Source organism: Amycolatopsis sp. NPDC004625, assembly GCF_040609695.1.
In the GTDB taxonomy this organism is placed as follows: domain Bacteria; phylum Actinomycetota; class Actinomycetes; order Mycobacteriales; family Pseudonocardiaceae; genus Amycolatopsis.
Genome location: NZ_JBEXKX010000024.1, coordinates 91,033 through 108,315 on the forward strand (window position 1 = coordinate 91,033; position 17,283 = coordinate 108,315).

At 71.6% G+C, this 17,283-nt stretch carries 15 protein-coding genes; 9 read left to right on the forward strand and 6 right to left on the reverse strand.

What is annotated here, in order from left to right; genetic code table 11:
• Window positions 1–45: 45 nt before the first annotated feature.
• Window positions 46–1,395 carry a DUF2252 domain-containing protein gene (locus ABZW17_RS26255; RefSeq protein WP_354819427.1) on the reverse strand — a complete coding sequence of 450 codons (1,350 nt, stop codon included), beginning with the start codon at window positions 1,393–1,395 and terminating at the stop codon, window positions 46–48.
• Window positions 1,396–1,477: 82 nt separating this feature from the next.
• Entirely contained in the window at window positions 1,478–2,710 is a 1,233-nt protein-coding gene (gene rocD, locus ABZW17_RS26260) for an ornithine--oxo-acid transaminase (protein ID WP_354819430.1), read from the reverse strand.
• A gap of 144 nt (window positions 2,711–2,854) precedes the next feature.
• Between rocD and ABZW17_RS26265 the strand changes: the two genes are divergently transcribed.
• From ABZW17_RS26265 to ABZW17_RS26285, 5 genes are read left to right on the forward strand one after another with little or no spacing between them, the layout of a single operon-like run.
• Window positions 2,855–3,175: a metalloregulator ArsR/SmtB family transcription factor gene (locus ABZW17_RS26265; protein ID WP_354819433.1), complete on the forward strand. Its 321-nt coding sequence runs from the start codon at window positions 2,855–2,857 to the stop codon at window positions 3,173–3,175.
• Window positions 3,172–3,642 carry an SRPBCC family protein gene (locus ABZW17_RS26270; RefSeq protein ID WP_354819436.1) on the forward strand — a complete coding sequence of 157 codons (471 nt, stop codon included), beginning with the start codon at window positions 3,172–3,174 and terminating at the stop codon, window positions 3,640–3,642. Before ABZW17_RS26265 ends, ABZW17_RS26270 begins: the two co-directional genes overlap by 4 nt.
• A 17-nt stretch (window positions 3,643–3,659) precedes the next feature.
• Window positions 3,660–4,511, forward strand: a complete 852-nt coding sequence (locus ABZW17_RS26275) for a PPK2 family polyphosphate kinase (protein ID WP_354819439.1) — start codon at window positions 3,660–3,662, stop codon at window positions 4,509–4,511.
• 20 nt (window positions 4,512–4,531) lie between these two features.
• A complete protein-coding gene (locus ABZW17_RS26280) occupies window positions 4,532–6,631 on the forward strand; it encodes a prolyl oligopeptidase family serine peptidase (protein ID WP_354819442.1) in 2,100 nt (699 codons plus the stop codon).
• Window positions 6,628–7,578 (forward strand): LLM class F420-dependent oxidoreductase, encoded by a 951-nt coding sequence (locus tag ABZW17_RS26285; protein ID WP_354819445.1) that lies wholly within the window; start codon window positions 6,628–6,630, stop codon window positions 7,576–7,578. The genes ABZW17_RS26280 and ABZW17_RS26285 overlap by 4 nt, the downstream gene beginning before the upstream one ends.
• Before the next feature lie 56 nt (window positions 7,579–7,634).
• Here ABZW17_RS26285 and ABZW17_RS26290 read toward each other — a convergent pair whose 3' ends face one another.
• From ABZW17_RS26290 to crcB (ABZW17_RS26305), 4 genes are all read right to left on the reverse strand, one after another.
• On the reverse strand, window positions 7,635–10,118 hold the full coding sequence (locus ABZW17_RS26290) for a DUF6185 family protein (protein WP_354819448.1): 2,484 nt from the start codon (window positions 10,116–10,118) through the stop codon (window positions 7,635–7,637).
• Window positions 10,119–10,193: 75 nt separating this feature from the next.
• A complete protein-coding gene (gene crcB / locus ABZW17_RS26295; protein ID WP_354819451.1) occupies window positions 10,194–10,568 on the reverse strand; it encodes a fluoride efflux transporter CrcB in 375 nt (124 codons plus the stop codon).
• Complete coding sequence (locus ABZW17_RS26300; protein ID WP_354819454.1) at window positions 10,565–10,897, reverse strand: DUF190 domain-containing protein; 333 nt, start codon at window positions 10,895–10,897, stop codon at window positions 10,565–10,567. Before ABZW17_RS26300 ends, crcB (ABZW17_RS26295) begins: the two co-directional genes overlap by 4 nt.
• Window positions 10,897–11,304, reverse strand: a complete 408-nt coding sequence (gene crcB, locus ABZW17_RS26305) for a fluoride efflux transporter CrcB (protein ID WP_354819457.1) — start codon at window positions 11,302–11,304, stop codon at window positions 10,897–10,899. Before crcB (ABZW17_RS26305) ends, ABZW17_RS26300 begins: the two co-directional genes overlap by 1 nt.
• Before the next feature lie 144 nt (window positions 11,305–11,448).
• Between crcB (ABZW17_RS26305) and ABZW17_RS26310 the strand changes: the two genes are divergently transcribed.
• The 4 genes from ABZW17_RS26310 to ABZW17_RS26325 are packed head-to-tail and all read left to right on the forward strand — an operon-like array spanning window position 11,449 to window position 17,280.
• Window positions 11,449–12,969: an aminotransferase class V-fold PLP-dependent enzyme gene (locus ABZW17_RS26310; RefSeq protein WP_354819460.1), complete on the forward strand. Its 1,521-nt coding sequence runs from the start codon at window positions 11,449–11,451 to the stop codon at window positions 12,967–12,969.
• Window positions 12,966–14,249, forward strand: a complete 1,284-nt coding sequence (locus ABZW17_RS26315) for a SidA/IucD/PvdA family monooxygenase (RefSeq protein WP_354819463.1) — start codon at window positions 12,966–12,968, stop codon at window positions 14,247–14,249. The genes ABZW17_RS26310 and ABZW17_RS26315 overlap by 4 nt, the downstream gene beginning before the upstream one ends.
• Entirely contained in the window at window positions 14,246–15,979 is a 1,734-nt protein-coding gene (locus tag ABZW17_RS26320; protein ID WP_354819466.1) for an IucA/IucC family protein, read from the forward strand. The genes ABZW17_RS26315 and ABZW17_RS26320 overlap by 4 nt, the downstream gene beginning before the upstream one ends.
• Complete coding sequence (locus ABZW17_RS26325) at window positions 15,976–17,280, forward strand: glutamine synthetase (protein ID WP_354819582.1); 1,305 nt, start codon at window positions 15,976–15,978, stop codon at window positions 17,278–17,280. The genes ABZW17_RS26320 and ABZW17_RS26325 overlap by 4 nt, the downstream gene beginning before the upstream one ends.
• Window positions 17,281–17,283: the final 3 nt, after the last annotated feature.

The window sequence follows — 17,283 nt, forward strand, 5'->3', positions numbered from 1 at the left end:
ACGGCGGGGAATTCGTTCTCCAGCGTTGACCGGCAACCTGTCCGGTCAGGTCCCCGAGAAGGCGGCGTGGTCGGCTTCCGTCCGGTCGGCGTAACGCACGGCGTAGGCCCCCATCGCCTCGTCGAGCTCGGAGTCGTCGGCGAAGTAGCCCGAAAGCAGTTTCGGGTGCAGCGAGCGCGTGTGGGCGCGGGCGAGCAGCGCGCCGGCCAGCCGGCCGTAGTCGTCGAGGTGGTCCTTCTCCAGCGCCGACGGGTCGATGTCGCCCTTGAGGTTGCGGAACTGCCGGACGATGAACGGCACGCCGCCGATCGTGGTCCAGCCGAGCAGGATGTCGGTCTCGGCCTGCACCAGCCGGGCGCCGTCGACGATCCGGCGGCCTTCGTGCTCCGCGGCGGGCAGGTCCAGGTACGGCGCGAGTGCGGGCCGCTGCGCCTGTTTCACCTGCAGGACGAGGTCTTCGTCGTCGTTGCCGTGCAGCAGGGCGACGTAGCTGCGCAGGCCGACGCTGCCGGTGCCGACCACCCGGAAGGCGACGTCGGCGAGCCGGTACCGCGCGATCAGCGTCCGCCGCGACTCGCGCAGGGTGTCCACATAGGACACCAGTCCGGCGTGCACGGCCTCGGCGGTCTCCGCGTCGACGTGGGTCAGGACGGGCGGGTCTTCGACGAACCGGTGCCGCGCCAGGCCGGTCTCGTGGTCGTCGACGCGTTCGGTCCACTTCGCGGCGACCTTCGCGCTGTCGTTCTTGCGGGCTTTCTCGGCGGCGTCGGCGAAGTCGTCGATCAGCTCGTCGGCCCGGGCCTTCGACAGCACCGAGGAGTCCGGCAGCGCGTTCCAGCTCCGGAGAAAGGGCAGCTCGGCCAGCGCCCGGATGGTCCGGCGGTAGGACTTGACGGCGTCTTCGGCGGCCTCGCGGCAGCCGGACTCGCCGATCCCGCCTTCGCGGCCGGCGAGCACGAGGCTGGCGGCGAGCCGCTTGAGGTCCCATTCCCAGGGGCCTGGCACGGTCTCGTCGAAGTCGTTGATGTCCATCACGATCTTGCCTTCGGGCGTGCCGTAGAGCCCGAAGTTGGCGGCGTGCGCGTCCCCGCAGAGCTGCGCGGTGAGACCGGAGTCCGGCGTCCCGGCGAGGTCGGCGCCCATCAGTCCGGCGGCCCCGCGGAAGAAGGTGAACGGCGAGGCGAGCATGCGTTCCCGCCGCAGTTCGACCAGCTCCGGCAGCCGCCCGGTGGTGGTGGCGTCGAAGTACTGCTGCGGTGACGGCCGGTCGTTCGCCGCGGCTTCGTGGTCGTGCGCGGCGGCCGGGGTCTTCTCCCGGAGGCGCTTCCCCTGTTCGTACAGCTCGGCCGGTGTCACGCTTTCGGTGCCCACGAGCGGGCGTTCCCCTGATCCCATACCGGGCACAACGTCCGAAGGGGACATTGTGCTCCCGGACGCCGCCGGGGCGGGAGGCTCAGCCGGCGGCGTCCGGGTGGTCTCAGGGGCGGATCACCTCGGCGATCGCGTCGATGCCGCGGTCCAGCTCCTCGCGCGTGATCACCAGCGGCGGCGCGACGCGCAGCGTGCGCTCGTGCGTCTCCTTGCACAGCACACCCCGCGCCGACAGCGCCACCGACGCCTCGCGGCCGGACGGGCCGCCCGGGGCGATGTCGATGCCCGCCCACAGGCCGCGGCCGCGGACCTCGGACAGCCCGCTCCCGATCAGCGCGTTCAGCCGCGCGTGCAGGTGGGCGCCCAGCTCCGTCGACCGCTGCTGGAACTCGCCGGTCGACAGCAGCTTGACGACCGCCCGGCCGACCGCGCAGGCCAGCGGGTTGCCGCCGAAGGTCGAGCCGTGCTCACCCGGCTTCAGGACGCCCAGCACGTCGCGGCGGCCGACCACCGCGGACACCGGCAGGATGCCGCCGCCGAGGGCCTTGCCCAGCGTGTACACGTCCGCTCGGACGCCTTCGTGGTCCAGCGCCAGCACGGTGCCCGTGCGGGCCAGCCCGGACTGGATCTCGTCGGCGATCAGCAGCACGCCGTGCTCGTCGCAGGCGGCGCGGACGTCGGCGAAGTAGCCCTCCGGCGGCACGATGACGCCCGCCTCGCCCTGGACCGGCTCCAGCAGCACCGCGGCCGTGCGCGGGGTGATCGCGTCGCGCAGCGCGGCCGCGTCGCCGTACTTCACCGTGACGAAGCCCGGCGTGAACGGGCCGAAGTCGGCGCGGGCCGTCTCGTCGGTGGAGAACGACACGATCGTGGTGGTCCGGCCGTGGAAGTTCGAGCCGGCGACGATGATCTCCGCCGTGCCGTCCGGCACGCCCTTGACCCGGTGCGCCCACTTGCGGGCCACCTTGACCGCGGACTCGACGGCCTCGGCGCCGGAGTTCATCGGCAGCACCAGCTCGGTGCCGGTCAGCTCGGCCAGCTCCTGGCAGAACAGCCCCAGCTGGTCGTGGTGGAACGCCCGCGACGTCAGCGTGACGCGCCCGAGCTGCCCGACGGCGGCGGCGATCAGGTCCGGGTGGCGGTGGCCGAAGTTCAGCGCCGAGTAGCCGGACAGGAAGTCGAGGTAGGACCGGCCCTCGACGTCGGTCACCGAGGCACCGGAGGCTTCGGCGATCACGACCGGCAGCGGGTGGTAGTTGTGCGTGCTCCATTGCTCGTCGAGCTCGATGAAGCTCGCGGCGGTGGGGGCGGCGGTCTCCCGGCCGGCGAACGTCGTCATGCGTTCAGGTTAGAGGCAGAACACGCAGAGTTCAGCCGGGAATCGTTGCTTTCACCCGTTGTTCGTTGCGCAATATCCTGTTCACACCCCCGAAACACTGCGTGGCCGTTGACGGGTGTGTCGGTAAGTCGTAACTTACCGTTCGTGGCGACTTACGGAAGCGACCGGCTGGCCGCCCTCGCCGACCCCTCGCGCCGCGCGATCTTCGAGGCGCTGCGGGCCGGGCCGCGGGCGGTCGGCGAGCTGGCCGCGGACCTGCCGATCAGCCGCCCGGCCGTGTCCCAGCACCTCAAGGTGCTCAAGGCGGCCGGGCTGGTCACCGATCGGGCCGCCGGCACCAAACGGCTCTACCGGCTGGAACCGGCCGGGATCGCCGCCCTGCGCGCCTACCTCGACGGCATGTGGTCGGACGCGCTCAAGTCCTTCGCCGACCTGGCGGAACGCACCGAAGAGGAGCAGTCATGACCACCCTGGAGCCGATCCGCAAGAGCGTCACCGTCGCCTGCTCGCGGGAGCACGCGTTCAAGACCTACACCGAGGCCTTCGACAGCTGGTGGCCGCGCGAGCACCACCTGGGCGACGCCGACCTCGTCGAAGCCGTCCTGGAGCCGAAGGCGGGCGGCCGCTGGTACGAGCGCACGGTCGACGGCGCCGAATGCCAGTGGGGCGAGGTGCTGGTCTGGGAGCCACCCGCCCGGGTGGTGCTGTCCTGGCGCATCGACGGCGGCTGGAAGATCAACCCCGACCCGGCGTACGCCAGCGAAATCGAGGTCAGATTCATCGAGGAGGGGCCGCGCAGCACCCGCGTCGAGCTGGAGCACCGCGGCTTCGAGCGGCACGGCGAGACCGGCCCGAAGGTCCGCGAAGGTGTCTCCGGCGAAGGCGGCCACGGCGCGCTGCTGGAACTCTTCGCCGAGAAAGCTGCCGCCTGAGTCGTTATCGTGCCGGGATGGCGAAGAAAGACGACGGAAGCCGGGTCCGGGACGCGCTGCGCGTCGGCGGTGACCTGCCGGACCCGGGTTCGACCCCGGTCGGGCCGGGCAAGAAGGCCAAGGCGCTCGCCGGGCTCGAAAGCGCGGGCGAGCGGCTGTCGGCGCTGCAGGAGGCGCTCTACGCCGAGGGCGTCGGCGGCGGCCCGCGCCGGGTGCTGCTCGTGCTGCAGGGCATGGACACCTCCGGCAAGGGCGGCACGGTGTCGCACGTGCTCGGCCTGGTCAACCCGATGGGCGTCCGGTACGCGGGGTTCAAGAAGCCGACCGCGGCCGAACGGCGCCACGACTACCTGTGGCGGATCCGCAAGCAGCTGCCCGCGCCCGGCCAGATCGGCGTCTTCGACCGCTCGCACTACGAGGACATCCTGGTCCCGCAGGTCACCGGCCTGCTGACCACGGCCGAACGCCGCCGCCGCTACGCCGAGCTCAACGCCTTCGAGGCGGAGCTGGCCGAGGCCGGCACCACCGTGCTCAAGGTGTTCCTGCACATCTCGCCCGAGGAGCAGCTCAAGCGGCTCAAGGCTCGGCTCGTCACACCCGAGAAGCACTGGAAGTACAACCCGGGCGACCTGGAGGCGCGGTCGCACTGGCCGGCCTATGCGAAGGCATACGCCGGGATCTTCGAGAAGACCTCGACCGCGCACGCGCCCTGGTACGCGGTGCCCGCCGACCACAAGTGGTACCGCAACTGGGCCGTCGCCGAGCTGCTGATCGAGACCCTCGCCGACCTGAAGCCGGCGTTCCCGGCGCCGGACTACGACGTCGACGCCGAGCTGGCCAAGCTGAAGGGCGTTGGCGCCCCGGCGTGATCGTCTGGAAGAGTGCGGGCGTGACCGATGTCGACGACCTCCCGTTCCTCCGCAAACAGGCCCGGACCCAGCGCTTCACCCTCGGCGCGCCGAAGGAGTTCCGGGTCGCCCCGGACGGCTCCCGCGTGCTGTTCCTGCGCGCGGAGTCGGGCACCGACCCCCGGCACAGCCTGTGGTCGGCCGACCTGGCGACCGGCACCGAGACGAAGGTCGTCGACGCCGCCGAGCTGCTGCCCGGCGAAGAGGAGCTGCCCGCCGAAGAGCGCGCGCGGCGCGAGCGGGCCCGGGAGACCGGCGGCGGTGTCGTGCACTACGGCGTCGACGCGGCCTTCACCGTCGCGGTGTTTTCGCTGTCGGGAAAGCTCTACACCCTGGACCTCGCCTCGGGCGAGGTGACGCTGCGCGTCGACGGCGCGGTCATCGACCCGCGGCCGAGCCCGGCCGGTACGCACGTCGCCTACGTCCAGAACCGGCGGCTGCACGTGCTGGAGCTGGCCACCGGCGACGACCGCGTGCTGGCCGAGGAGGACGGCGAGGACATCGCCTGGGGCCTCGCCGAGTTCATCGCGGCCGAGGAGATGGACCGCACCCGCGGCTACTGGTGGGCGCCCGACGGCCGCAGCATCCTGGCCGAACGTTCCGACCGCGGCCCGGTCCCGCGCTGGACCATCGCCGACCCGGCCAACCCGCAGAACCCGGCGAACGTCGTCGCCTACCCGGCCGCGGGCACCACGAACGCGCTGGTGTCGCTGGCCGTGCTCGGCCTCGACGGCTCGCGCGTGGACGTGGCCGACGGCGGCTGGGAGTACCTGGCCTCGGTGCACTGGTCGGCCGGCGGCGCGCCGCTGCTGGCCGTGCAGCCGCGCGACCAGAAGCGGATGGACGTCCTCGCATTGGACGTCACCGACGGCTCGACGTCGGTCGTGCACACCGCTTCCGACCAGCACTGGATCGACATCGTCGGCGGCCTCCCGGCGTGGACGCCCGACGGCCGCCTGGTGGTCGAGGGCATGGTCGACGGCGACCACCGGCTGTTCGTCGGCGGCGAGGCCGTCACCCCGGCCGGGCTGCAGCTGCGGGCCGTGCTCGACGTCGGCGACGAAATCCTGTTCAGCGCGTCGGAGGACGACCCGACCCAGATCCACGTGTTCCGGACCGAGGGCGCGTCGGTGCGCCGGTTGTCCACTGTGGACGGCGTGCACGTCGGCGCCGGGTCCGCCGCGGTCACCGTGCTTTCGTCGTGGAGCCTGGAGTACAGCGGGCCGCGCGTTGCGGTGCTGCGGGACGGCTCGCCGGTCGCGACGATCGAGTCGTCCACTGTGGACCCGGACGTCGTGCCGAACCTGACCTGGCTGACGCTGGGGGAGCGTGGGTTGCGGGCGGCGTTGCTGCTGCCGCGCGGGTACGAGCCGAGCGAGGGCAGGCTGCCGGTGCTGCTCGACCCGTACGGCGGGCCGCACGCGCAGCGCGTTCTGCAGAGCCGCAACGCCTTCCTGACCTCGCAGTGGCTGGCCGACCAGGGCTTCGCGGTGCTGGTGGCGGACGGCCGCGGCACGCCGGGCCGCGGCGCGGTGTGGGAGCGCGAGATCCACGGGCGCCTCGCCGACGTCACGCTGCAGGACCAGGTCGACGCCCTGCAGGCGGCGGCCGCTCGGTTCCCCGAACTGGACGTCGAGCGGGTGGCGATCCGCGGCTGGTCGTACGGCGGGTACCTGTCGGCGCTGGCCGTGCTGCGGCGCCCGGACGTCTTCCACGCGGCGGTCGCGGGCGCGCCGGTCACCGACTGGTCGTTGTACGACACGCACTACACCGAGCGGTACCTCGGGAAGCCGCAGGACGAGGTCGAGAGCTACGCGCACAACTCGCTGATCGAGAGCGCGGGCGAGCTGAGCCGGGCGCTGCTGATCGTGCACGGGCTGGCGGACGACAACGTGTTCGTGGCGCACGCTCTGCGGCTGTCGTCGGCGCTGCTGGCCAAGGGGCGGCCGCACGTCTTCCTGCCGCTGGCGGGCGCGACCCACATGACGCCGCAGGCCGAAGAGGTCGCGGAGAACCTGATGCGCACGCAGGTCGACTGGCTGCTGCGTGAACTCTCGGCCGTCGAGAAGGAGACAGCATGAGCCGCTGGGGCCTCACGATCCCGCTGACCGGGGTGCCGCTGACGGCACACCGCGAACTGGTCGAGCAACTGCCGGACCTGGGCTACACCGACGCGTGGACGGCGGAGACGGCCGGCACGGACGCGTTCACGCCGCTGGTGCTGGCTTCGCAGTGGGCCCCGCAGTTGCGCCTGGGCACGGCGATCGTGCCGGTGTACACGCGCGGGCCGGGCCTGCTGGCGATGCAGGCAGCGACGGTGGCGGAACTGGCGCCCGGCCGGTTCGTCCTCGGCATCGGCGCGTCGTCCCCGGTGATCGTGTCGAACTGGAACGCGGCGCCGTTCGAAGCGCCCTTCGCGCGTTCGCGGGACACGCTGCGCTTCCTGCGTTCGGCGCTGGCGGGGGAGAAGGTCAGCGAGAAGTACGAGACGTTCGCGGTCTCGAAGTTCCGCCTGGAGCGCCCGGCCGACCCGCCGCCGTCGATCATGCTGGCGGCGTTGCGCCCGGGCATGCTGCGCCTGGCCGCCCGCGAGGCGGACGGCGCGATCACCAACTGGCTGGCGGCTTCGGACGTGCCCCGGGTGCGTTCGGTGGTCGGCCCGGACGTCGAGCTGGCGGCCCGGATCTTCGTGTGCCCGACGGAGGACGCGGAGGCGGCGCGCGGACTGGGCCGGATGCTGATTTCGAGCTACCTGACGGTACCGGTGTACGCGGCGTTCCACGAGTGGCTCGGCCGCGGCGAGGCACTGGCCCCGATGCACGAGGCCTGGGCGGCCGGCGACCGGCAGAAGGCGAACCAGGTGATCCCGGATTCGGTGGTGGACGAGCTGGTGATCCACGGGAGCGTGGACTCGTGCCGGGAGCAGGTCCGGTCCTATGTGGACAACGGGCTGACGACGCCGGTCATCGCGCTGCTGCCGACCGGGGAGGACCCGTTCGAGCAGGTGCGCGGCCTGGCACCGCGCTGATCCTTCGATGGCTGTCGCTCGCGCCGGTGAGTGCTGCACCGGCGCGAGTGGCGCGGTCATTTGATCTGCGTGTTCGGTTTGTTCTGTGCCGTTTCCGGTCCGGAGGGCTGGTTCGCGGGCTTGGAGTCGGTCTGCGGCCCGGCGATGACCGTGAAGGCGAGCGCGATGACCGCCGAAACCGGCGCCAAGGCCGCGGTAATCCGGGACGGCAGATTGCTCACACCGTATGCCGCTACGCCTTCTTTCAAAGTCAGGTACTTCGCTGCGCCGAGATCCCGCAAGGTGCGGATGTCCATGGCGAGCCCGAGGAAAACGAAGACGATCGTGAACACGGCGGCATCGATGAGCCCATCCGGGTCAGCGGCACCGCCGGTGAGCTTTGCCACGAGCAACCTGCAGAGGGGGCCTACGGCGTTCGCAACGACCAGTGGCAGTACCTTCATGGGGCCGCGTTTGCCTGGTAGGTATTGCCAGAGGAGGCCGACTGCGGCCGCGCCCAATACCCAGCTTGCCGTCATCAGCGCGATGTCGTTGGCGTACGCGAGGACAAGGGTGCCGGGCGATGTGAGGGTGAAGTCGGCGCGAGCGATCTCGCGGAAACAGTACACCGCCAATCCGACCGCGACTCCTGGCCACAGCGAAAACCTGACCATGGTCCGCATGTTCTCGTAGGGTGTGTTGCCCGGCCCGATGGCCAGGATGACGTCGACCGGGGACACGCGTTTCGGTAGATCCGGGTGGTGGAGGGCTCCGGCCGGATCGGTTGTGTGCCTGAGCCATCGCGTCGCACTCAGCCGGACGGCGGTGGCCCCTCGCCGGGCCACGTAGGCACGAATCGTGCCGCCCGAAAGGAGGTGACGATCCAGCGCGGACTTCCCAGCCCGCCAGCACAGCCAGTACGTCGTCGTTCCCAGCAGCCAGAGGGGCAGGGCGAACCCGTAGATCGGGAGCGCCCACGACGCGGGCCCGGCTACGAACAGTGCCAGTGAGAGCTCCATGAGGGTGCGGCGGCTGGGAGCGACCTCGTGCTGGAGCAACGTACGAGTCAACACGTAGACGACGACAGCCGGCAGCGTGGCGAAGACCCAAAGCCAGTCGCCCGGAAGTCCCCACAGTACGAAGCGGAAGACGCCCCAGAGGGTGTCAGTCGAACCTGGGTCGTTCAACCACAACTGGATCGAGTAGTTGTGCAAGGCGGTGGCCACTCGCTCGAGAACCAGTACTCCGGCCGTGATCGATGCCGCCGGCCAGAGCCACCAAGCCCGTTCGGGTCGGTTGCCGTTCGACCGCGTCAACGAGCGGAGGGCGTGAATGAGGGCGGCCACGGCAAAAAGGACAACCACGAAGACCATCGCGCTTTCGCACAGCCGGAGGATGAGGGCATAGTCCACCCACTGGCTGTTGGTGAAAGCACTGCCGTCGTCCAGCGCCAGGCCGAGTGTCGAAGCTGCCAGGAGCACCGGTAATGCGGTGAACAGCGGCTTCTGCCGGACACCGGAGCAGAGAGCGAACCCCAGGACCGTCACCGTGACGGCGATGTCGACCGCCCAAGCGACGGTCGACCAGTCCGGCACCTGGTCGCTCTGCGCGGTGAGGATGGCTCGAGTGATTTCGATACCGAGGCCGACGGACTGGAGGACGAGCACCGCAATCGTGATCAGCCGCGCGCGCCGGACGAGTTTGCCGGCGGTGTCGGGCAGGTGCTTGCGGGTGCGCCGGATGAACAAGAGGATCACGGCCGGGAACGCTGCTTCGCTCACCGCGTCGGTACCTTGCACCATGAGGTCGCCCAGAGTCGAACCGTGCCAGACGTACACCGTCGCGCGGACGTCCGGAGTCAGCTCGGCGACGGCCAGTTCCACCTGGTCGTCGGTCGGCGAGGTCGTCCCGTAGAACCAGGTCAGCTCGCCCGGCTTCGCGTCGTGAGGCGGCCAGGGCTGGGGAACGGACGAGGCCAGCCAGTGCGCGGGCGCCGCGATGGTGACGTTCCACGACGTGGCCTTGCTGAGGCCGCCGCGGGAGACGACGGCCAGCCGCCACGGCTTCCCGCGTTCGATGTTGAGGTCGAGCATCCCGACGGCACCGTGGCCCGACTGCACCAGTTCCGTCCAGACGTGGTCGTGGACGACCACCTCCCCGTCCGAGACCGTGACCGCCGGTGGCTCGCTGCGGTACAGCGGGAAGTCGGTCTCGTACGCGCCAAGGAGACAGCGGAGCGCAGAGCGGTAGTCGCTGTGGTCCGGATCGCCGAGGAGGTCGTCCGCGCGGTTCCACATCCGTGGGGCGTGGATCACCACGTCGCTGCTGATCCGCGGGTAGTCGACGTTGTCCGTCTCGACCGCGGCCCGCACGGTGACGGCGGCGCGAGGGAATTCGTCCGGAGTGCAGTCCGGCGTGGATTCGACAGCCTGCGCGGCCTCGTGCTGCTGCAGGCCCTCCACCGTGGCGACGACCGCAACGCCCACCGCGGCCACTGCCACGGCAATGGCCCACCGGATCGCCGTGGTTCGAGCACGTTTCGAGAGCCGCCGTTTTCCCATGCCACCCAAGTCGCCGCACCGGAGCGGCGTGTTAAAGGTGATAGCGGATCGTGACGGACAACGGTTCCGGCGCGATCAAGACCAGATCGCGATAGCCAGTGTCAACCCGGCCGCGCCCGAGGCCAGGCCCGCGGCCACCGTCGCCACCACGTTCAGCACCGCGTACAGCCGCGTCTTCTCCAGGAACAGCCGGACCGTCTCGTAGCCGAACGTCGAGAACGTCGTTAGGCCGCCGCAGAACCCCACCGCCACCAGGGACCGGACCGACGACGGCTCCGCGCCGTGCAGGAGCCAGCCGCTCAGGAAGCCGAGGATGAACGAGCCCACGATGTTCACCGTCAGCGTTCCGAACGGGAACGGCGAGTCGCGCCACTGCTGGACGCGGCGGTCGGTCAGGTAGCGCAGCACCGATCCCGCCGCTCCGCCCAGGGCCACCAGGACCGGCGTCACTCCGCCCGCCCCACGTAGCGGACCACCTCGACCTGGTCGAGCGTCACCAGGCCCTCGCCGATCAGCTCGTCCAGCTGGGGCAGGAACGCGCGCAGCTTGGCCTCTTCGTCGATGATCACGATCACCACCGGCAGGTCTTCCGACAGCGACAGGATCCGCGTCGTGTGGATCAGCGACGACGCGCCGTAGCCCTCGACGCCGCGAAGCACCGAAGCGCCCGCGAGGCCGGCGTCGCGGGCTCGGCGGACGATCTCGTGGTACAGCGGTTTGTGGTGCCAGTGGTCGTCTTCGCCGAGGTAGATCGTCAGGCGGGTTGCGGGTCCGTCCATCAGCGTCCCTTTCGCACAGCTCGCGTCGCCGTGAGACCGGCGGCGACCGCGGTCAGGCACAGCACCAGCGAGGCCAGGGCGTAGGCCAGCGAACCCAGTATGCGCCCGGCCGTGGCCGCGTCGAGGGTGTCCGTCACGAACGTGGAGAACGTCGTGAACCCGCCGAGGATCCCGACACCGAGGAACGGCCGCAGCAGGTGGTGGGGGCGGGCCGTCGTGGTCAGGATCGCCATCAGGACGCCGATGAGCAGGCAGCCGAGGACGTTGGTGAGCAGGGTCGCGAGGGCGAACTCACCGCGCGCGTGCGGGATCGCCACGGACAGGCCGTACCGGGCGAGACTGCCGAGCGCTCCGCCGGCGGCGATGGCCAGCAGGACGTCCCAGCGGGTCGCGGGCACGGTGATCACCTCCTCGCGGTGAACCTACTCCCGATGGCCGACGCGTCCCCGCCACCCGGTCGAGCATGCTGGACGGGACCGGATGACAGGCAGCCGTCGGTCGCCGTACTGTTGCTCAGTGTAGGCAAGGCAACCCTAAGGAAGGCGGAGCACATGCGGGCAGACGGGCTGGCCGGCGGCGAGGGTGGCGCGGACCGCCTCGGCGAGCTGATCCCGGTGGCGCTCCGGGCCATGGCGGCGGGCATCGCGGAACGCGGCGGCCCGGTCCCGGCCGGCGGCCCGGCCGCGGTGGCGGCGGCGTTGGTCGCGGAGCGTGGCGAGCTGGGCCAGGTGACGGCGGCTTCCGGGCCGATTTTGGCCGGCGCCGCGACCGCCGACGAAAGGGCGAAGCCCGAAGCCGGTCCCCTCTCCGCCGCCCTGCCCCGCACCGGCGTCGGCGCCGAAGCCGCCCTCGAACACCTCAGCCGGCTCCTCGCCGCCGGTTCCGCCGACCCCGGCGATCCCTCCTGCGCCGCCCACCTGCACTGCCCGCCGCTCGCCGTCTCCGTGGCCGCCGATGTCGTCGCGAGTGCCCTCAATCCCTCCATGGACTCCTGGGACCAGGCCCCTGTCGCCAGCGAGCTCGAGCGAGAGTTCACCGCCGGCATCGCCCGGATGTGCTACCCCCACGCCGAAACCCCCGACGCCGTCGTCACCACCGGGGGCACCGAATCCAACCTCCTCGGCCTGCTCCTGGCCCGCGAACGCAACCCCCGCGCCCAGCCCGTCTGCGGCGCCAACGCCCACCACAGCGTCGCCCGCGCGGCCTGGCTGCTCGGCCTGCCCGCCCCCGTCGTCGTCCCGTGCGAAGGGGACCGCATGCTCCCCGGTGCCCTCGCCGACGTCCTCACCCCGGACTCCGTCGTCGTCGCCACCGCCGGGACCACCAACACCGGCACCCTCGACCCGCTGCCCGAAATCGCGCGGATCTGCCGCCGGAACCACGCCCGCCTGCACGTCGACGCGGCCTACGGCGGCATGGCCCTCTGCAGCCCCTCGCTCAAAACCAAACTCGACGGGCTCGAGCTGGCCGACTCCGTCGCCCTCGACCTGCACAAGTTCGGCTGGCAACCCGTCGCCGCCGGGCTCTTCGCCGCCCGGGAAGCCGCCGACCTCGGGGCTCTCACCGTCCGAGCCGAGTACCTCAACGCCGACGACGACACCGAGGCCGGCCTGCCCGACCTGCTCGGCCGCTCGATCCGGACGTCCCGGCGGCCCGACGCCTTCCGGATGGCCGTCACCGTGCACGCCCTCGGCACCGACGGCCTCGGCGCGCTCGTCGAACGCTGCTGCACCACCGCCACCGAAGTCGCCCGGATGGTCGACGACCACCCGGGCCTGCGGCTCTGGGGCGCGCCCGAACTGTCCACTGTGGTCCTCCGGCCGGTCGTCGCGGACGAGACGGGCGACGAGCTCGTGGCCCGTGTCCGCCGTGCGCTGCTCGAAGCCGGGACCGCCGTCATCGGCCGGGCCGCGCTGCCGACCGGTCCGGGCGGGGAAAGCCGGCTGTGGCTCAAGCTCACCCTGCTGCACCCGCACACCACCGCCGAGGACTACCGCCCGCTGCTGGACCGGATCGCCGCCACGGCGGGCGCCGAGCTGGTGGCCGGCCGGGAAAGCCCGGTCGCTTCGTGAGGCGCCACCACCTCGCCGGCATCGGGATCGGACCCTTCAACCTCTCGCTCGCGGCCCTCGCCGCCCCGGTCGACGGCCTGGACGCGGTCTTCTTCGACGCGCGCCCGGAATTCCGCTGGCACCCGGGCCTGCTGGTCGAGGGTGCGACGCTGCAGGTGCCGTTCCTGGCCGACCTCGTCACCCTCGTCGACCCGACGAGCCCGTTCTCCTTCCTCAGCTACCTGCGCGACCGAGGCCGGCTGCTGCCGTTCTACTTCGCCGAACGATTCCACCTGGCACGCGCCGAATACGACGACTACGGCCGCTGGGCCGCCGCCCGGCTGCCGTCGTGCCGGTTCGGTCACGAGGTCACCGGTGTCCGCTGGAACGCCGCCGAGGCGGCGTTCGAACTGACCGTCACCGGGACCGAGCCGGTGCTCGCCGACGCCGTCGTGCTCGGCGTCGGCTCGGTGCCGTCGGTGCCGGAACCGTTGCGCGGCCTGGCGGACGATCCGGCCGTCCCGGTGCTGCACTCGGCCGACTACCTGTCCCACCGGGACACCCTGCTCGCCGCGGACAGCGTCACGGTGGTCGGCTCCGGGCAGTCCGGGGCCGAGGTCGTGCTCGACCTGCTGCGCGGCCGCTCCACTGTGGACGGTCTGCGGTGGCTGGCCCGAACGCCGGCGTTCGCGCCGATGGAGTACTCGAAACTCGGGCTGGAGCAGTTCACCCCGGACTACACCGCGTACTTCCACGGCCTCCCCGAAGCCGTCCGCGACCGGCTGCTGCCCGCGCAATGGCAGCTGTACAAGGGAATCGACACCGAGACGATCGGTGCGATCCACGACGAGCTCTACCGCCGCAGCGTCACCGGCCCGCCCGGCGCGGTGCTGACCCCCGGCGTCGAGGTCGTCTCCGCGTCCACTGTGGATGGCAGGGTCGAGCTCGGCGTGCGGCACGCGCAGCAGGGCCGCAGTGCCACCGTGCGCACCGCCGCCGTCGTCGCGGCCACCGGGTACGCGGAGACGCCGACCGGGCCGTTGCTCGCCGGGCTCGGCGACGCCGTCCACCGCGACCAGCGGGGCCGCCTGGTCGTCGACGCCGGCTACCGCGTCGCCCTCGACGTGCCGGGACCGCTGTTCGTGCAGAACGCCGAACGGCACACCCACGGCCCCGGGGCACCCGACCTCGGCCTCGGCGCCTGGCGGGCGGCCGTGATCCTCAACGCCGTGTGCGGCCGGACCGTGCACGAGCTGCCCGACCGCACCGCCTTCACCACGTTCGGCCTGGAGGACCTGTGACCCTGGATGAGGCGGCCGCCTGGCGCGCGGCCGGCGCCCTGATCACGCACAAGATGCTCGGCGAGCTGTCCTACGAGCACATGCTGGAGCCCGTCGCGGACGGCGACGGCTACCGGCTGGACCTGCCGGACGACGTGACCTACACCTTCCGCGCCCGGCGCGGCGCCTTCGAGGCGTGGACGGTCGAACCGGGTGGCGCCCGGCGGGGCGGCGAGCCGGTCACCGATCCGCGCGCCCTGGTCGTCGACGCCCGCGCGGTCCTGGGCCTCGGCGGCCTGCGGCTGGCGGACGTCCTGGCCGAGCTGACCGCGACGGTCGCCAACGAGGCCGCCCGCCTGCGCCGCGCGCCGACCGCGGCCGATTTGTCCACAATGGACTACAACCACGCCGACGGGCACCTGACCGGCCACCCGCGGCTGGTGCTCAACAAGGGGCGCGTCGGCTTCTCCGCCCGTGACCGCGCCCGGTACGCGCCCGAGGCCGGCGAAGACCTGCGGCTGCGGTGGTTCGCCGTCCACCCCGGCCACGCCGAGTTCCGCTGCGTCGGCGAGCTGAGCCGGGACGCGCTGCTGGACGCCGAACTCGGCGACCTGCGGCGGGAGTTCGCGGCGCGGGCGCCCGAGGACTACGTCTGGGTGCCCGTGCACCCGTGGCAGGCCGACGAAATCGTCGGCACGCTCTACGCCGCCGAGCTCGCCAGCGGCGTCGTGATCGACCTCGGCGAGAGCGCCGACGCCTACCGGCCGCACCAGACGGTCCGGACCCTGGCCAACGTGAGCACGCCGGGCCGCCACGACGTCAAGACCGCGGTGTCGGTGCGGAACACGCTCGTCTACCGCGGGCTCAACTCCGCCGCGACGCTCGCCGGGCCGTCGGTGACGACGTGGCTGCGCCGGGTCGGCGCGGCCGACCCGCTGCTGGCCGGGAAGTACCGGTTCGGGCTGCTCGGCGAGGTCGCGAGCGTGTCGGTCAAGCACCCGCTGTTCGGGCAGATCGAGGAGCTGCCGTACCGGTTCCACGAGACGCTGGGCGCGCTGTGGCGCGAGCCCATCCGGCTCGGGGCGGGAGAACGCGCGATTTCGTTCGCCGCCCTGCCCTACCGCGGGCCGGACGGCGGTTCGGTGCTGGCGCACCTGATCGGTGGCGGCGACGCGATAAGTTGGCTGACGCGCCTGTTCGACCTGCTGCTCACCCCGTTGCTGCAGTGGCTGCTGCGCCACGGCGTCGGGTTCTGCCCGCACGGCCAGAACCTGATCCTCGTCGTCGACGCCGCCGGGTTCCCGCAGCGGGTGCTGATCAAGGACTTCGCGCAGGGGGTGGACCTGCTCGACGAGCAGCTGGAGAGCTACGCATCGCTCCCGCCCGAGGCCGCGGCGGACATGCTGCGCTGGCCCGCGCACCTGCTGGCCCAGTCGTTGTTCAGCTCGGTGTTCTCCGGGCAGTTCCGGTTCTGGGCCGAGCTCCTGCTCGACGAGCTCGGCCTGCCGCGGGCCCGGTTCTGGGCGCCGGTGCGGGAGATCGTCGGCCGCTACCGCGACGAGAACCCGGACGTGGCTGCGCGCTTCGACGCCTGCCGCCTGTTCGCGCCGGACGTCGAGCGGGTGACGCTCAACCGGGAGCACTTCGCCGGCCAGGGCTTCGACAAGGTCGAACGCGACGACGAGTTCGACGTCCGCTGGGGCCGGGTGCCGAATCCGCTGCACTCGGCGGATCCGGGCGGGGCGTGGTGACGCCGTTCGCGCGGCCGGCCGGGCCGCGGTCCCTGGCCGTCCGGCGCGCGGCGGCCGCGGCGGGGGAGGCGGTCCTTCGCGGCGTGCTCGCCGAGGACGGCGCGCGGCTGCTCCTGCTGGTGCCCGACCCGCACGCCCGGTTCGCCGCGGTGGAGGTGGCCGCGCCGTTCGCCGCTTCGGTGCTCGATGACGGTTATGGCTTCTGCAGTTACGTCTTCGCGTGGACGCCGTCGCGGGAGCCGCTGCCGGCGTCCGGGGTGCTGGGCGGGTACCTCGAAGGGTTCGGGGACCTGCGGGTGCGGCCGGATGCGGCGTCGGCGATCCCGCTGGGGGACCGGACGTGGGCTGTGGTGTGCGACGCCGAATGGCCGTCGGGGGTGGCGGCCGAGCTCGCGCCGCGTGAGGTGCTGCGGGGGCAGCTCGCGGCGTTGGAGGGGCTGGGGCTGGTTCCTTCGGTGGGTATCGAGCACGAGGTCGTTTTCCGGGACGAAGACGGGCCGGTCACTTCGCACGGTGTCGACTACGCGGTGGGGGGTACCGAGCGGTTGGCGCCGCTTTTGGGGGAGCTGCGGACGGCGTTGGACGATGCCGGGCTGGGGGTCGAGAGCGCTCGCGCGGAATGTCATCCCGGGCAGTACGAGATCGTGCTGCGGCATCGGGATGCTCTTGCTGCTTGTGATGATGTTCTGTTGCAGCAGCTTCTCGTTCGTCGGGTTGCCGCCCGGCACGGTATCACTGCCGACTATCTTGCGGCGCCGGAGGTGGGGCAGGGGAACTCCGGGCACGTGCATCTTTCTCTGTCTGCTGTGGACGGTTCGGGGCCGGATCTGCTGGGTGGGTTTCTGGCGGGGGTGCTTCGGGATGCTCGTTCCTTGAGTGCTGTTTGGGCGCCTACTTGGAACAGTTATGTTCGGTTGCGGACCGCGCCGTTTTCTCCTCGGGAGGTCCGGTGGGGGTATGACGATCGGACCGCTTCCGTTCGGGTGGCTGGGTCGTCTTCCCGTCCGCGGTTGGAGTTTCGGTTTGCCGGGGCTGATGCTCAGCCTCATCTGGTGGTTGCCGCTTTGCTTGCTGCGGGGCGGTTCGGGTTGGAGGAGGATCTGGTGCCGCCCGAGGCCGGGGCCGTGGTTGGTTCGCTTGCGGGGTCGCCTTGGGAGGCTTTGTCTTCTCTGGAGCGGGTTGGGGAGTTGCTGGGGGCTGATGTTGCCGGGCAGGTGGGGGCTTTGCTTGATGAGGAGATTTCTGCCGGGTTGGGTGTTGTCACCGACTGGCAGCGGGTGCGGGGTTCTCTGCGGGCTTGATTT

Excerpts from the sequence above, each read along its gene's own strand:
- ABZW17_RS26255 (WP_354819427.1), bottom strand. The coding sequence starts at position 1,395 with ATGGGATCAGGGGAACGCCCGCTCGTGGGCACCGAAAGCGTGACACCG.
- rocD (WP_354819430.1), bottom strand. The coding sequence starts at position 2,710 with ATGACGACGTTCGCCGGCCGGGAGACCGCCGCCCCCACCGCCGCGAGC.
- ABZW17_RS26270 (WP_354819436.1), top strand. The coding sequence starts at position 3,172 with ATGACCACCCTGGAGCCGATCCGCAAGAGCGTCACCGTCGCCTGCTCG.
- ABZW17_RS26275 (WP_354819439.1), top strand. The coding sequence starts at position 3,660 with ATGGCGAAGAAAGACGACGGAAGCCGGGTCCGGGACGCGCTGCGCGTC.
- ABZW17_RS26285 (WP_354819445.1), top strand. The coding sequence starts at position 6,628 with ATGAGCCGCTGGGGCCTCACGATCCCGCTGACCGGGGTGCCGCTGACG.
- ABZW17_RS26290 (WP_354819448.1), bottom strand. The coding sequence starts at position 10,118 with ATGGGAAAACGGCGGCTCTCGAAACGTGCTCGAACCACGGCGATCCGG.
- ABZW17_RS26300 (WP_354819454.1), bottom strand. The coding sequence starts at position 10,897 with ATGGACGGACCCGCAACCCGCCTGACGATCTACCTCGGCGAAGACGAC.
- ABZW17_RS26310 (WP_354819460.1), top strand. The coding sequence starts at position 11,449 with ATGCGGGCAGACGGGCTGGCCGGCGGCGAGGGTGGCGCGGACCGCCTC.